A 16,180-nucleotide genomic window follows, 5' to 3' on the forward strand; every position below is an offset into this window, starting at 1 on the left:
ACTAAAAATACTTGCCCAGCGACAGAAAGCTTTATAGAAACAATTAAAATAGAATATTAACATTTTACTTAAGAAATAATGTATCCAGAATATTTAGTAACTCCAATGCGTCAAGAGTTAGTTGATGCAGGATTCGAAGAATTAAAAACTCCTGAAGCAGTTGATCAGGCTATCGCATCAGAAGGAACTGTCTTTGTGGTTGTAAACTCTGTTTGTGGTTGCGCTGCAGCAAATGCACGCCCAGCTGCAAAAGCTGCTGTAAAAAATGAAAAACACCCAGCTAAATTGGTCACTGTTTTCGCAGGTATGGAAACTGATGCTGTAAACACTGCACGTAACTACATGTTGCCTTATCCGCCATCTTCACCAGCAATGGCTTTATTTAAAGACGGAAAATTGGTACACATGATTGAAAGACATATGATTGAAGGTCGCCCGGCACAAATGATTGCTGACAATTTAGTTGCAGCATTTGACGAGTACTGTTAATCACGTATTTTGATTTTTGAATTAAAAAGGCTGTCCAAGTTATTTGGATAGCCTTTTTTGTATTTGGATAATCCGTATTCGCATTACTTTTCCTTCAGGTTGCCTTTCACTACTTTACTGATGATCTACTGTCCCAATAATACGCGACAATTCAGCGTAGGTACTTCACGTAAAGCAATTCGATAAGTCAAAACCCCGCGTCCGCATCTCCAATAGATCTAGTCCCAAGCCTAGTTTCCGTTTATTCAAAGCTTTTTGCTATTTTTAGGTTATGAAAACCTTCCCAATCATCATTTTTTTGTTCTGCTTGACAATCATTTCATGTTCACCACAAACGAAAGTGGACCTCATTGTTTATCATGCGCAAATATATACTGTAGATTCGGCTTTTAGTATGGCACAAGCTTTTGCTGTCAAAGACGGTAAATTTATTGCCATCGGTTCCGATGAAGAAATACAGCGGAAGTACAAAGCAATAGAAAAAATTGATGCGCAGGGGAAGGCCATTTATCCGGGATTCTACGATGCTCATGCCCATTTATTTGACGAGGCCGAGCTAATGGATCAAGTCGACCTAAACGGTAGCGATTCTTTCGAGGAGGTTATTCAACGTGTCAAAAACTACCAGCAAAAAAATCCGGACAAAACTTGGCTGATCGGTGGTGGCTGGGACCAAAATCGCTGGAAAGATAAAACTTTCCCAACCAAGGACCTACTCGACAAAGCTTTCCCAGATATCCCCGTCTACCTCATGCGTGTAGATTATCATGCGGCGGTAGCCAACTCCAAAGCGCTAGAATGGGCCAAATTAACCAGTATTCCCACGATTCGTGGCGGTGTGGTCGGCGGGAATAATAATATCCCCAATGGCCTCTTGATCGACAATGCAATGGATCTTGTCAATAAGACAATCCCGGTTCCGAGTGAGAAAGACTACTTAAGAATGCTCAAGCGAACGCAAGACTCCCTCCTTTCCGTCGGTCTAACCACTATTGTAGACGCAGGTTTATCAAAAGAAAGACTCGATCTCCTAAAAAAATACTATCGCGAAGGACAGTTGAAAATTAGAGATTATGCCATGATCCTCGGCATTCCCCAAAACATAAAGTCATTTATCGATCAGGGTTTCTATGAAACGGACCGTTTCGAGATCAAAGGATTTAAACTGCTCGCCGATGGTGCATTGGGATCTCGTGGCGCGTGCCTCCTCGCACATTACCATGATGCCCCCACCCACGGCTTTCTCCTCCATAGCCCCCAGGAATACGAAGCCATGATCAAACAGATTGCCGAAAGTAAGTTTCAGGCAAATACCCATGCAATAGGCGATTCGGCCAATCGTATTATTCTGGATATCTATGGCAAATACCTCCACAATAATGGTGACCGTAGATGGCGCATCGAGCACGCCCAAATTATATCGCCTACAGATTTTGACAAGTTTCGAAAGTATCAAATCATACCATCTGTACAACCTACACACGCAACCTCCGATATGTACTGGGCCAAAGATCGACTTGGTGAAGAACGTATGAAAGGCGCTTACGCTTATAAGCGTCTGTTGGCAGAATATGGCAAACTCGCTTTGGGGAGTGACTTTCCGGTTGAACATTTTAACCCCATATATGGTTTCCACGCCGCTGTAGCACGTGTCGACAAAAAAGGCTATCCTAACCACGGGTTTCAGATGCAAGATGCTATAAGCCGTGAAGATGCCTTAAAAGGAATGACGATCTGGGCGGCATATTCTTGTTTTCAGGAGAAAAAACGAGGAAGTATCGAAGTGGGAAAAGATGCCGATTTTGTTATCCTCGAAAAGGATATCTTGAAAATTCCAAATGAGCAACTGCGAAATGTAAAAACAGAACGGACAGTAATTGCAGGTGAGACCCTGTTTAAAAGATAACAAGAACTGATATGCCTAGCCATACCCAATAAACTTATACCGCTAACGAAACAAGATAGCTAACAAAAGTATTGCTAACAAGTCAAACCTTTCTTAACCTGCATTAGCACAACCCTAGGGAGGATAATAACGAAAAGTTCAAATAAATTTTTACAATTACGAATATTTCGTATATTTACGATATAAACATATATTTATGAAATATTCATTATCAATCCTACTGTCTGTGGCCACGCAGCTATTATTTGCACAAGAGCGTACTCCTGCCATCGCTAAAGTACATTACGAATTCAAACATGTCAATGACAGTACCCAACGGGACCAATTTTTACGCGATGAAACAGTGGTTTACCTGAATCAGCAGGGCAGCTACTATACGTCATATTCATCCAAACGCATGCAGGAAGAGGTCAAAAAACAGATGGAAGATCCCGCATTTTCCGGCAATCTAACCCTTACTACGCGCTCCTCGCCCTCATCATCATCTTATCTAATCAACCCCGATCAAAATAAAATAACAGAGGTAATATCCGTTGCTAGTGACCATTTCTCCATTACTTCACCATATCCCACACAGGATTGGGAAATCTTGGGAGATCGTAAAGAAATCGGTGGTTACAATTGCCAAAATGCGAAGGCAACATTCAAAGGCCGCACCTATATCGCCTGGTTTACAACCGAACTTCCATTTTCCTATGGTCCCTGGAAACTTCATGGTCTACCCGGACTTATCCTTGACGCACGGGACACAAAAAATGAAGTGATTTTTGCTTACGCCGGATTCGATAAAATTGAAGATGGAAAAACATTTGTCGAACTGCCACAAAATACCATCGCAAGTACGGCAGATGAAGTAAAGAAAATTCAGGAAGCCTTTAAGGCCAATCCTCAAGCCTACATGCAAGCGCAATCCGGAAAGAATAGAGCCATCAATGTAGGCTCAAACGGAAACATCGTTGCCGTTCGATCCGGTAATTCAGGTGGAAGCTCCCCTATTGGTGCTTTGGATCCATCCAAAATAAAAAGTTTCAATATTTCAAGAGACGATAAATACAAACCTTCGAAGGTTACCAATAATCCGATAGAGCTGACGCCTTAATGAAAGTATTTCTATGTTTATTTATAGTCGTTTTGCTTGAGCAAATAACCTTTGCCCAGCAAACGATTAGTGGAACGGTCCAAGTGGATAAGACACAGCATCCCGTACCCTTTGCCAGTGTCAACATCCTTTCAGACGGTAAAATCATCGCTTTCAAGCCGACAGATAAAGATGGGCGTTTCACAATCACATTGACAAAGGAATATGCGAGCCTTTACCTGCAGATCAATCACCTTACTTACGAAAAATTTGAACTCAAACTTGGCACACAGACATCCAATCTTCGGATCGCCCTCGTTCCAAAAACCAATCTGCTACAAGACGTCATTGTAAAGAGCAAACCTAAAGTGAGCCGTTCAAATGATACGATTTCCTACGACGTCGGATCTTTTGCCAAAGAGGAGGATCGCAATATAGGCGACGTAATCAAACGCCTTCCGGGCATGGAAGTTACCGAATCGGGGCTTATAAAATACCAGGATAAAACCGTTTCTAAACTTTACATTGACGGTGACGATCTGTTGGAAAATCGCTATGGTGTAGGTACACGGACAATCCCGCATAAAATGGTAAAGGACATTCAGGTGCTCGACAATCACGAACATTATAAGGTCCTTAAAAATAAAAGATTTACAGACGACGTCGCCATCAATCTCGTTATCAAAGAGGAAGCTAAGCTGAAGCTCACTGGACAGGCCAAAATTGGCGTCGGCACCCCCAATCTCTATGATCCTGAATTGAATTCAATCCTATTCAACAAGAAAGTAAAGATGCTGAATGTTCTCAACGGGAATAATACAGGTCATGATCTTTCCGGAGATATTATTGGAGCCAATCAATCCTCTTTACTGGCCAAGTTCGGCAGCTCGACTATCAACAATCTCCTGGCGACGAGCACAACAGGCAGTCCAAATATTCCTAAAAATAATTATTACTTCAACAATACCGGTTCACTGAACACCAATAACCTATACAACCTCAAGAATCTCTGGCAGCTAAAATCCAATATTCAGGTTTTATACGACAACGATAGGCAAAATAATGCCTCAAACACGCAATACCTGCTCGATGATGGTGACGTTTATTTTAATGAGCAAAATCACATGAAAACAGCGCGTTGGCTTGGCGCAGCCAGACTTTCGGCATCGACCAATACGGAAAAGAAATATGCGAGCAATACTTTATCATTTGAATATGAAAAAAAAGATATTACAGCATTGCTGGCAAACTCCTCAGGGCAGATCGAGCAGTTCCAAAAACACCACATCAAGGGATTCAGCAACTTGTTCAGCTATATACCCCAACTTAAAAACAATGACATTATTGCAATCAACTGGTCTTTAAATTATGGCAATAAACCGCAGACATTACAGATCTATCCCGGTGTTTTTCCAGAAATACTCAACGATAGCATTCCCTATAAAAGCAGCCGCCAGCAAATCGAAGTTCCTTCCTTTTTTACGGAGATCAGTACAGGTTATCGCTTCAATAAAGGCAGAATCAAACAATACTATCAAATTGGCTTCAATACAGATCGTCAACATTTCAACTCACTCCTTACCATAGTAGATAATGAGCAACGTGTTCGAACATTGGGCGATAATACCCGTAATAATCTGTATTGGAGCAGATCCCAAGCGTTTATTACACCGCAATATTCCTGGAAAACAAATCGATTTGAAACCCAGCTCGAGATCCCGATCACCTATTTGTTTACGCATTATGAAGATGTCAGCCATCAACTGGCCACGTCCAAAAATTCCATGCTGATCAATCCTAATTTAAAAGCAAGATGGCAGATTTCACAAGAAGACTATCTTCAATTTAACTATCAATTTGCGCAGGATATAGGCAATATTGAAGATATATACCGTGGTGCCGTATTACGGAACTATAGAATGCTTAGCCAAAATAATGCAGCGCTAAATGAATCCAAAAAACATACGTTTAATCTCAATTATAATTTGGCCCGCACCCTAAAAGTATTATTTGCAAATGCAGGTATTAGCTATACAAGATCGCTTTCCAACACGATGTTATCGTCCGTTATAAAAAATAACATCACCGAAAACATATTGGTCAATATGGATAACCTGCAAGATCGATGGTCATCTCAGATCGGATTTGATAAATACATCTTCCCTTTGGCAAGTACCCTCAAACTAAAAGGAAGCATTTCTTACTTCAAATACAATCAATTGTTAAACAATGCGCTAGTGCCTACTCGAAGTATGAGCTATCTATTTCAGCCCAGTATTGAAGCTAAGGTATTTAAATCTTATAATATTTCCTATTCAGGACTATTCAATTGGAGCCGGAGCAAACAACAGGGCCTTGACAATGCGATCCAAAACAAAACTACCACCATGATGCATAACATAGGCTTTCCAGCCAGTCCCTTTAAAAATGGCTTTATGCGGCTAAACCTACGTAATCTTTCCACCTTTCAAACAAACATGAAGAATGCAAGTTATACCTTCATCGACTTTTTTACGCGCTATAAGATCAACAAGTGGAAAATGGATATCGAATTGGAAATGAATAATTTGGCCAATATCAAAAACTATCGCACCTACCTGATGACGGCCAATATGATTTCACAGAATGAATTTGAACTTCGCGGAAGAACAATTTTACTCCGTACAGTTTTTAACCTATAAGGTATCAGACCACCTCTGAAAGAAGCAATTGTCTTGGCCTAATGTTCGTCTATTGTTTTATTGCTGGTTTTTTGCTGATGTGTTGTTGGTCTATTCTTGCGCCTAATGACCAATATCTTGTAATCGAAATCTTGCTGTTTTAGCAAATTATCGATGATGAACAAGAGTAATAAGTTTTTCAACCCCTAGAGGCAAACCGTTTCATTTAAAAAAAAATAGAAAAAAGAAGCCTGAGCAAAAAAATCACCCAGGCTTCTTTATATATCTTGCGAAAAATATTCTTTGTTAAAAAACTTAGAAATGTTTTCTATTGCATATCAAATAAATGTTTCTCTGCATGGTAAGAAGAACGAACCAGCGGTCCAGACTCCACATACTTGAATCCCATTTCCAAACCAATTTTCTGATATTTCTCAAATTGTGCAGGTGTAATCCACTCGATTACAGGATGGTGAGCTTTGGTAGGCTGTAAATATTGCCCCAGTGTCAAAATATGTACCCCAACGTTATATAAATCTTGCATTGCCTCGATAACATCTTCCTCTGTTTCACCTAAACCAAGCATAATTCCTGATTTTGTACGGAGTCCAGCTTCAGAAATTCGACGCAGACACTCAAGTGAACGATCATATTTAGCTTGAACGCGAACTTCTCTTGTCAAACGACGTACAGTTTCAAGGTTGTGCGAAACAACCTCTGGACGTACTGCAATCACGCGGTCCAAATTATCCCATTGTCCTTTAAAATCTGGCAAAAGTGTTTCTAAGGTTGTTTCAGGACTTTCCCTTCGGATGGCATTAATTGTCTCCGCCCATATTATCGAACCACCATCTTTTAGGTCATCACGATCCACCGAAGTGATCACACAGTGTTTTACCTGCATTAACTTGACAGAATTGGCAACACGATTAGGTTCATCCAGATCCACCGCCAACGGACGGCCTGTTGCTACCGCACAAAATGAGCAAGAACGTGTACAGATATTTCCCAAAATCATGAAGGTTGCTGTTCCAGCCCCCCAACATTCGCCCATATTCGGGCAATTTCCACTCTCACAAATTGTATGTAATTTATGCTCGTCTACAAGACTTCTGACATGTCTATATTCTTTACCAACAGGCAATTTGACACGCAACCAATCAGGCTTGCGTTGTGCAGGAGTTGCCGGAATAACTGGAAGTTCAATCATACAACAAAGTTAAGGATTAAAAATGTAATTTCTAACCGTCAATTTGTTGGTTTTATATCATAAAAAATAAGCGATTACCGTCAATAATAGAATTATGAAACAAAAATTAGGATATTTGTGTTGATTATCATTAATCTAATAACAAAACTATGCGACTGAGCCGATCTTTATCCATGTTGTTACTTGGGGGTGCAACCATTTTTACAGCACAAGCCCAAACCAACTTTGACATTATACCCAAACCTTCGAAAATCACCTTGGCTACTGGAACATACGCTATCCCTGCACATCTTCAGGTTATTGTTTCAGATGAATTTCAGGAGGCGACACAGTTACTTACTGAACACCCCGCCATCAAAAGCCTCACTGTCGAAGTACTCAAGAAAAATAAAAAAGGCCCTAAAGAAGGCTTTCGCATTATTAAAGCTGTCGATGCAGATAATCTGAGTAAGAACGCCTATTCCATTCAAATCGATGAAAAAGGCCTGCTACTCAGGGCTTGGAATGTACCTCAGGTGATCAATGGGATTTACACGCTGGTTCAATTAGGCTATCTACAAGCCGATCCAAGTAAAGTAGCCTATGCGACTATAGTCGATGAGCCTCGCTTTGCCTATCGTGGCTTACACCTGGATGTATCGCGTCATTTTATGCCACTATCCTTTGTAAAAAAGTATATCGACATCATGGCCATCTATAAGTTCAATAACTTTCATTGGCATTTAACCGACGGAGCAGGGTGGCGACTGGAGATTAAAAAGTACCCAGAGTTAACACAAAAAGCGGCCTGGCGAACACATACGAGCTGGAAAGATTGGTGGAACAATGGTCGTCAGTATGTAGAAAAAGGTACGCCAAATGCCAGCGGTGGATTCTATACACAGGAAGAGGCCCGCGAATTGGTCGATTATGCTGCCCGCAAAGGAATCAATGTTATTCCCGAAATAGAAATGCCCGGACATTCGGAAGAAGTATTGGCCGTATATCCCGAACTCTCATGTTCCGGAAAGCCCTATAGTCAGGGAGAATTCTGCATCGGTAATGAAAAAACCTTTGAATTTCTAAAAAATGTATTGGATGAAGTCCTCACAATATTCCCTTCCCAGTACATTCATATCGGCGGTGACGAAGCTGAGAAAAAGCATTGGGAAACCTGTCCAAAAGATCAGGCACTCATGCAGAAAGAAGGACTGAAATCTGTCGACGAACTGCAGAGCTATGCCATCAGACAAATGGATCAATACCTGCAATCTAAGGGTAGAAAACTGATCGGTTGGGACGAAATCCTACAAGGGGGACTTACCGAAGGAGCTACCGTCATGAGCTGGCGCGGTGAAGATGGCGGCATAAAGGCCGCAAATGCAGGCCATGATGTCATCATGACTCCCGGTTCACACCTCTATTTTGATTCTTATCAGACAGACCCTCGGACACAGCCTGAGGCCATCGGCGGTTACCTGACACTGGATAAGGTGTATTCATATGATCCTATTCCAGCGGCCATTCAAGGAGATAAAGCCAAGCATATTCTCGGAGCACAAGCGAATATATGGACAGAATATGTTCCTACCACCGAACACCTTGAGTATATGGTATTCCCACGTGCATTGGCTTTAGCAGAGGTCAATTGGACCAATAAAGATGGGAAAAGTTGGACTGACTTTGAGCGAAGACTGCAATCTCATTATAAGCTTTTACAAGATCTGAACGTCAATTATTACCGTCCTTCCTTTAATGTCGCTTATACGGCCACCTACAATGCAGCTAAAAACAACAATAAAATTATGCTGACAACCGAGCAACTAAAAACAGATCAGATCCGATATACCATTGATGGCAGTGAGCCTACAATCCAGTCTACGCCGTATACCGGACCATTTGAACTCAGCTCGACAGGCCATATCAATGCGGCTTATTTTCTAGATTCTATCAAAATTGGTCCAACCCTATCCTTTGATATTGACATTCATCGCGCTATCGGAAAAAAAGTAGCGTACAACACAGCATGGTCGGGATATCCAGCACAAAAAGATTCTACCTTAACAAATGGAATCATGGGTGGACTTTCCTATCACGATGGCCAATGGCAAGGATTCACCAGTCCGATTGATGTGGTCGTGGATATGGAACGTAGAGAAGAAATACACCAGGTAGCCATGAATTTTATGCAGATAATTGGCCCAGGCGTTTACATGCCCGGAGAAATGGAAGTCCTGCTTTCGGATAATGGCCGTACCTTCAGATCGGTAGGAACAATCAAAAATGATATATCCGATAAAGAGTCCAAGTTGACTTTCAAAAGGTTTGAACTCAAACTTGACAAAGCACAGCAGGCGCGTTATATAAAGATCAAAGCCAGCAATCCTAAAAAAGGTTATTTGTTTACAGACGAAATCATCGTTTATTAAACACATCTGGACAGTTTTCTAAACCTGCATGTTTTATTGACTTGTGGTTTCTCATTAAAGCATCAATGAGTTCAAAACTCACTGTTATCGGAAAACAACAACCTTCATGATTTCACAGCACCAATAGCTCTAAAATCATGAAGGTTCTATACTCGTTTTTGTTTTTCAGGACTACTTTTCCAACAAACGGCATTTAATTTTGAAATATTATTAAAATAAATACTTAATTTTCAAAATTTAAAATGTAACTTTGCACTCCGACAAAGCAGTCGGAATGACCCTTCCCCATGAGCTATTTTTGATTGTCTTTGCTCAGATTTACAATAGGAAATTTAATTTTTTGAACTAGATATAATGCCAAGAAACACTTCCATTAAGTCGGTTTTAATCATCGGATCAGGTCCCATCGTTATCGGTCAAGCTTGTGAATTTGATTATTCTGGATCTCAAGCATCCCTTTCATTGAAAGAAGAAGGTATTGAAGTATCCATCATCAACTCAAACCCTGCAACAATCATGACGGACAAAGTTGTTGCGGACAATGTCTACTTACTTCCATTAACTTGCGAAAGTATTGAAGAGATTTTGCAAAAACACAACATTGACGCTGTACTTCCTACCATGGGTGGTCAAACGGCTTTGAACTTATGTATCGAAGCTTCCAACCTAGGCCTTTGGGAAAAATACAATGTAAAAGTTATCGGTGTTGATGTTGCTGCCATTGAAAAAACTGAAAACCGCGAAGAATTCCGTCAATTAATGGTTGATATCGGTGTGGGCGTTGCAACATCCAAAATTGCAAACTCATTCCTTGAAGGTAAAGAAGCGGCACAAGAGATTGGCTATCCGCTTGTTATACGTCCATCTTATACCCTTGCAGGTACAGGAGGTGGGTTTGTTCACAGAAAAGAAGATTTTGACGCAGCCTTAAATAGAGGTTTACATGCATCACCAACACATGAAGTTTTGGTTGAACAAGCTGTATTGGGCTGGAAAGAATTTGAGTTGGAATTACTTCGCGATACCAATGACAATGTTATCATCATCTGTACTATTGAAAACTTTGATCCAATGGGTATCCACACTGGAGACTCGATCACCGTTGCACCAGGCATGACATTATCAGACAAATGTTATCAAGATATGCGTAATCAGGCTATCCTAATGATGCGTTCAATTGGTACATTTGCGGGTGGTTGTAACGTTCAGTTCTCTGTAAACCCAGAAAACGAAGAGATCATCGCCATCGAAATCAATCCACGTGTATCACGCTCTTCCGCTTTAGCATCGAAAGCAACGGGTTATCCAATTGCGAAGATTGCAGCTAAACTGGCGATCGGTTACAACTTAGATGAATTACAAAATCAGATCACCAAGACAACATCCGCATATTTTGAACCAACATTGGATTATGTGATTGTTAAGATTCCTCGTTTCAACTTCGATAAATTCAAAGGAGCAAACAAAGAATTAGGTCTACAAATGAAAGCGGTAGGTGAAGTTATGGCAATCGGCCGTACATTTATCGAAGCTTTACAGAAAGCATGTCAATCCTTGGAGACTGGCCGCGCTGGTTTAGGTGCTGATGGTCGTCAATGGAGAAACCTTGACGAAATCATGGATAGTCTCGAACATCCAAGTGGTGACCGCTTATTCCATATCAAAGATGCTTTCGAATTAGGCGTTCCTTTGGAATCGATCCGTAAGGCAACACGTATCGACAAATGGTTCTTGGTACAGATCCAAGAGTTGGTACACCTTGAGCAAGAATTACGTCGTTATCAATTGAATAATATTCCACGCGACTTCTTCATGACCTTAAAACAAAAAGGTTATTCAGATGTACAAATCGCATGGTTATTAGGAAATGTAACCGAGGATCAAGTGTACGATCGTCGTAAGGAGTTAGGTATCAACCGTGTTTACAAAATGGTCGATACTTGTGCTGCAGAATTCCCGGCACAAACACCTTATTACTATTCGACATTCGAAGAAGAGAACGAATCCATCTCTTCAGATAGAAAGAAAATCATCGTTTTAGGTTCTGGTCCAAACCGTATCGGTCAAGGTATCGAGTTCGACTACTCTTGTGTACATGGTTTATTAGCCGCTAAAGAATGTGGTTACGAAGCGATTATGGTTAACTGTAACCCGGAGACTGTATCGACAGACTTCAATATGGCTGACAAATTATACTTCGAGCCCGTATTCTGGGAGCACGTACGTGAGATCATCGAATTAGAAAAACCCGAAGGTGTTATCGTTCAGTTGGGTGGACAAACGGCTCTTAAAATGGCTGAGCGTCTAGAGCAACTTGGCGTAAAAATTATCGGTACTTCATTTGAGAATATGGACTTGGCAGAAGACCGTGGCCGTTTCTCCGATCTATTGAAAGAACTGGAAATTCCATATCCAAGATACGGTGTAGCAACTTCAGCAGAAGAAGCATTACAAGTTGCAAACGAAGTTGGCTATCCAGTATTGGTGCGTCCTTCTTACGTATTGGGCGGACAAGGAATGAGTATTGTCATCAATGACGAAGATTTAGAAAAAGCTGTCGTTAACTTGTTGAAGAATCTTCCTGGAAATCATATTCTGATTGACCACTTCCTGGATCGTGCAGAAGAAGCTGAATCAGATTCAATCTGTGATGGTGAAGATGTACACATCATTGGTATGATGGAACACATCGAGCCTGCAGGTATCCACTCGGGTGACTCATCGGCGGTATTGCCTCCATTTGGTCTATCACAAGCTGTTCAGGACAAAATGGAAGAATACTCTATTAAATTGGCAAAAGCGTTGAACGTAAGAGGTCTATTAAACATCCAGTTTGCTGTCAAAGGTGAAAATGTATATGTAATCGAGGCTAATCCACGTGCATCACGTACAGTTCCTTTCATCGCTAAAGCTTATGATGTTCCTTACATCAATATTGCAACTAAAGTCATGTTGGGCGTCAATAAATTGAAAGACTTTACAATCGAACGTAAATTGAAAGGATACGCGATTAAAGAACCTGTATTCTCTTTCAATAAATTCCCTGAAGTAGACAAGCAATTAGGCCCTGAGATGAAATCAACTGGTGAAGCAATTCGCTTTATCAAAGATCTACAAGATCCTTATTTCAGAGAATTGTACAATCAAAAATCAATGTTTTTGAATGCACAATAAGGCATATCAATAAAATAGAAAAGGCTTGCACATGCAAGCCTTTTCTATTTTATATCTTTTACACAGCGAAATCCAACATTATTTGTAGGACTGTTGACCTCTCCTTTTCCTCTGCTTCCGGCTTTATACCTTTCGCAATATTGATCATTGCAAAGAAATGACCCTCCCCGCTGAACGCGTTTTTCAAGATTTGGTTCCTGTGGATCATAAGAATCTTGTGGTCCTTTGGGATTAGCAGCTGTACTATGCTGATAATAGTCAGGTCTATAAAAATCAGCACACCATTCCCACACATTCCCTTCCATATCATACAGTCCCAACGCATTTGCCTGAAATGATTTTACAGGTGCTGTCCCCTCAAATCCATCTTCTTTTGAATCTTGTACCGGAAACTTTCCCTGGTAAATATTTGCGGTCCATTTACCATTAGGCTTCAAGTCTTGGCCCCAATAATACAAATCGTCGTTTGCATCTTTACGTCCTCTAGCCGCATATTCCCATTCCGCTTCTGTAGGTAATCGCTTGCCTGCCCATTCCGCATAAGCTGCAGCATCTTCATAGGCAACCTGAACAACAGGATAATTCATTTTGTCCTTTATCGAGCTATTCGGCCCCTCGGGATGTTGCCAGTTTGCACCAGGGACATACTCCCACCACATCAGGTAATTATTTAATGAATTGAGTTCTTTGGGCTTAGAGAACACAGCCGATCCCGGGACTAACATCTTGGGATCCACTCCCGGAAAATCTTTCGGATCAAGCTCTCGCTCAGCAACAGTTACATAACCCGTCTCCTTTACAAACTGCGCAAACTGTGCATTTGTGACCTCATGTTCATCCATATAAAATGAATTTAGTTCAACCTGATGTAGGGGCTTACTATCTTCAAAATTTGAACTTCCCATTAGAAATTTGCCCCCTTCGACCAATATCATTTTGTCCGCATTCTTGCTTTTTAGCTGGGCAATTTGGGATTTTATCATACCAGCGCGAGTAGGTATATTTTCCCCAACACAACAGGAAAGTGTATCCTTGGTGGAAAATAACGATAAACAGGTAATTAGAGTCAGATTGAATAACATAATTAAAGATAAACATAAAAGGGGAACAATAAAAAGTTCCCCTTCAATAAGTCATTTTATATAGGAGGGCTATACGCCCAATTGTATATTTTCTTTTTTCGCTGATCTCGAACGGATAGGCGTATTTCCGCCACCTTTTAACGTGATTTCTACCGGCGTATTATTTTTCCATGCACCTTTTGTGAAATCCGGTACATCAACTGTTTTACAGTTCTTTTCGACAGATTCGAAACTCAACGGTACGATACAGCTCCATGAAGCAGCGTCATAGACATCCTGATCCAAAGGTAATCCATTGCGCAAACAATCAATTAGACGCCAGTCCATCATAAAATCCATCCCACCGTGTCCACCGACCTGCTTTGCCTGCTCACCAATATATTTTACCAATTCTGGGGTGTATTTATCATACAGTTCCTTCAATTTCTGTTCTGTAATGAATTCATGACCAAAAGCAATATTCTCCGTAGGGTACTTTTGTGCAAACCCTTTGGTACCACTCAGTGTATGTAGCCTAGAATAAGGTCTAGGAGAAGTAACATCATGCTGCAACATAATCGTTTTCCCTTTGGCCGTACGGATAAGCGTTGTATTCATATTACCACGGTATTTCTTTCCTACAAATTCCTGAAAAAAAGAATCCTTAGCGGCTAACTCTTTCGCTTTTTCTCCCATCATAAAATCACTGGAAGACACCGCCACAAGATGATCCATTTTATCCCCTCTATTGATATTTAAGCATTGTGCCACAGGTCCAAGTCCATGTGTAGGGTACAGATTTCCATTTAGTTTTATATTTTCTCTTAGGCGCCACATGTTATCATAGCCATTTTTTGCAAAGTTAAGATCAAGCAAATCGTGAATATAAGCACCTTCGGCGTGAACGAGCTCGCCAAACAAGCCTTGGCGCACCATATTCAATGTCAGCATTTCGAAGAAATCATAACAGCAGTTCTCCAGCATCATACAATGCTTTTTAGTTGCCTCGGATGTTTTTACCACCTCCCAACAATCCTTGATTGTCAAAGCGATCGGGACTTCACAAGCCACGTGATTACCCGCTTTCATCGCCGCAATACTAATCGGAGTATGATAATCCCAAGGCGTACAAATATAGACCAGATCAAGCTTCTCTTCTTTCAACAAGGATTTCCAGCCATCTTCACCTGAATACGCTTTAGGAGCTGCTAAACCTTTCGATGTAACAATTTTTGTTGCGCGCTCCACCCGGTCTGGATGCTTGTCACAAAGTGCGACAATTTCGCATCCCTCAATAAAGGACAAGCGTTCAACAGCACCAGGACCGCGCATACCCAATCCTATCACCGCTACTCTGACTTTATCGATTTTTGGAGCTGCATATCCAGACATATTAAACGACGCGGCTGCCGTATTGGCATTGACCAGAGTAGGGAGTGAAACAGCCAGCGATGACAATATTCCGGCTTTTTTAAGAAAATCTCTTCTAGAATCCATAATTTAAAGTTCATATAAATTTAAAGGGACCAATTGGTCCCGCTAAAAAATCACCTATTTTAAAACAAACTAAACAGTCAATAGAAAAAATCCTTTTGGATCGGATTTTATAGTTGGTTCTATTTAAAGAACTTAATCTCTATAACAATAATATAACACTTTTTTCTAAATAAAAAATGAAACTTGAAAGCAATCGTTTGCTTAATCTACACAAACGATTGCTTAAATTTTTATCTTCGTTGTTTTTCAATCGATATTCTGCAGCCACAGAGTTTTTAATAATGAAATTCCGAGTAGAATAATGGCATTGCTACAATATAATCCAGCAATGATTACTAATGAATGCCGAGCTGCATTTGTTATCGTTAAGCAATTGTAACTTCACAGAGGCCTAGCTAGAAGTATAATGTTATCGGGTTCCTGATCGGGATATGTAGATGAGAAATAGTATGTGGATACAATGATATCTGCCTTATTAAGCTTAATAACAGTGTAGAATGACCGTATAACATATGAATTTTATAGCAAGAACTATAGCCACTCACTGTATAATTCACAACAGTTGGATAGCCTATAAGGAAAGTAAACTCAAGCAACGTACTGCGATAACCGATAGGCGGAGGATATGCAATAGCCTGTACATGGAAATACGGAAGTACTTAAACGAAAGAAGCCCTGACTGTTTCCAGCAAGGGCT

9 protein-coding genes are annotated in these 16,180 nt (G+C 40.7%); 6 read left to right on the plus strand and 3 right to left on the minus strand.

The window, feature by feature from the left end; all coding sequences use genetic code 11:
• The first annotated feature begins 78 nt into the window (after window positions 1–78).
• The 4 genes from B3H30_RS18590 to B3H30_RS18605 all read left to right on the plus strand — a co-directional run bounded on the left by B3H30_RS18590 (window position 79) and on the right by B3H30_RS18605 (window position 6,154).
• On the plus strand, window positions 79–489 hold the full coding sequence (locus tag B3H30_RS18590; protein ID WP_070563263.1) for a BrxA/BrxB family bacilliredoxin: 411 nt from the start codon (window positions 79–81) through the stop codon (window positions 487–489).
• Window positions 490–883: 394 nt separating this feature from the next.
• Window positions 884–2,395 carry an amidohydrolase gene (locus B3H30_RS18595; RefSeq protein ID WP_254667667.1) on the plus strand — a complete coding sequence of 504 codons (1,512 nt, stop codon included), beginning with the start codon at window positions 884–886 and terminating at the stop codon, window positions 2,393–2,395.
• A gap of 196 nt (window positions 2,396–2,591) precedes the next feature.
• Window positions 2,592–3,494: a GLPGLI family protein gene (locus B3H30_RS18600; protein ID WP_070563257.1), complete on the plus strand. Its 903-nt coding sequence runs from the start codon at window positions 2,592–2,594 to the stop codon at window positions 3,492–3,494.
• Entirely contained in the window at window positions 3,494–6,154 is a 2,661-nt protein-coding gene (locus B3H30_RS18605) for a hypothetical protein (RefSeq protein WP_070563255.1), read from the plus strand. Before B3H30_RS18600 ends, B3H30_RS18605 begins: the two co-directional genes overlap by 1 nt.
• 307 nt (window positions 6,155–6,461) lie before the next feature.
• Here B3H30_RS18605 and lipA read toward each other — a convergent pair whose 3' ends face one another.
• A complete protein-coding gene (gene lipA / locus B3H30_RS18610) occupies window positions 6,462–7,343 on the minus strand; it encodes a lipoyl synthase (RefSeq protein ID WP_046672297.1) in 882 nt (293 codons plus the stop codon).
• A gap of 149 nt (window positions 7,344–7,492) precedes the next feature.
• Between lipA and B3H30_RS18615 the strand changes: the two genes are divergently transcribed.
• Together B3H30_RS18615 and carB are read left to right on the plus strand one after the other, a co-directional pair.
• Window positions 7,493–9,751: a beta-N-acetylhexosaminidase gene (locus B3H30_RS18615; protein ID WP_083295834.1), complete on the plus strand. Its 2,259-nt coding sequence runs from the start codon at window positions 7,493–7,495 to the stop codon at window positions 9,749–9,751.
• Between the two features lie 354 nt (window positions 9,752–10,105).
• On the plus strand, window positions 10,106–12,925 hold the full coding sequence (carB, locus tag B3H30_RS18620) for a carbamoyl-phosphate synthase large subunit (RefSeq protein ID WP_070563252.1): 2,820 nt from the start codon (window positions 10,106–10,108) through the stop codon (window positions 12,923–12,925).
• 44 nt (window positions 12,926–12,969) lie between these two features.
• Here carB and B3H30_RS18625 read toward each other — a convergent pair whose 3' ends face one another.
• Together B3H30_RS18625 and B3H30_RS18630 are read right to left on the minus strand one after the other, a co-directional pair.
• Window positions 12,970–13,908 (minus strand): formylglycine-generating enzyme family protein, encoded by a 939-nt coding sequence (locus B3H30_RS18625; protein WP_254667666.1) that lies wholly within the window; start codon window positions 13,906–13,908, stop codon window positions 12,970–12,972.
• Window positions 13,909–14,076: 168 nt separating this feature from the next.
• Window positions 14,077–15,483: a Gfo/Idh/MocA family protein gene (locus tag B3H30_RS18630; RefSeq protein WP_286834764.1), complete on the minus strand. Its 1,407-nt coding sequence runs from the start codon at window positions 15,481–15,483 to the stop codon at window positions 14,077–14,079.
• Between the last annotated feature and the right edge of the window lie 697 nt (window positions 15,484–16,180).

The organism is Sphingobacterium sp. UBA7038 (assembly GCF_002494055.1).
Taxonomy (GTDB): Bacteria; Bacteroidota; Bacteroidia; order Sphingobacteriales; family Sphingobacteriaceae; genus Sphingobacterium; species Sphingobacterium multivorum.

Coding starts and splice junctions, on each gene's coding strand:
- B3H30_RS18590 (WP_070563263.1), top strand. CDS start 79: ATGTATCCAGAATATTTAGTAACTCCAATGCGTCAAGAGTTAGTTGAT.
- B3H30_RS18595 (WP_254667667.1), top strand. CDS start 884: ATGGCACAAGCTTTTGCTGTCAAAGACGGTAAATTTATTGCCATCGGT.
- B3H30_RS18600 (WP_070563257.1), top strand. CDS start 2,592: ATGAAATATTCATTATCAATCCTACTGTCTGTGGCCACGCAGCTATTA.
- B3H30_RS18605 (WP_070563255.1), top strand. CDS start 3,494: ATGAAAGTATTTCTATGTTTATTTATAGTCGTTTTGCTTGAGCAAATA.
- lipA (WP_046672297.1), bottom strand. CDS start 7,343: ATGATTGAACTTCCAGTTATTCCGGCAACTCCTGCACAACGCAAGCCT.
- B3H30_RS18615 (WP_083295834.1), top strand. CDS start 7,493: ATGCGACTGAGCCGATCTTTATCCATGTTGTTACTTGGGGGTGCAACC.
- carB (WP_070563252.1), top strand. CDS start 10,106: ATGCCAAGAAACACTTCCATTAAGTCGGTTTTAATCATCGGATCAGGT.
- B3H30_RS18625 (WP_254667666.1), bottom strand. CDS start 13,908: ATGATAAAATCCCAAATTGCCCAGCTAAAAAGCAAGAATGCGGACAAA.
- B3H30_RS18630 (WP_286834764.1), bottom strand. CDS start 15,483: ATGGATTCTAGAAGAGATTTTCTTAAAAAAGCCGGAATATTGTCATCG.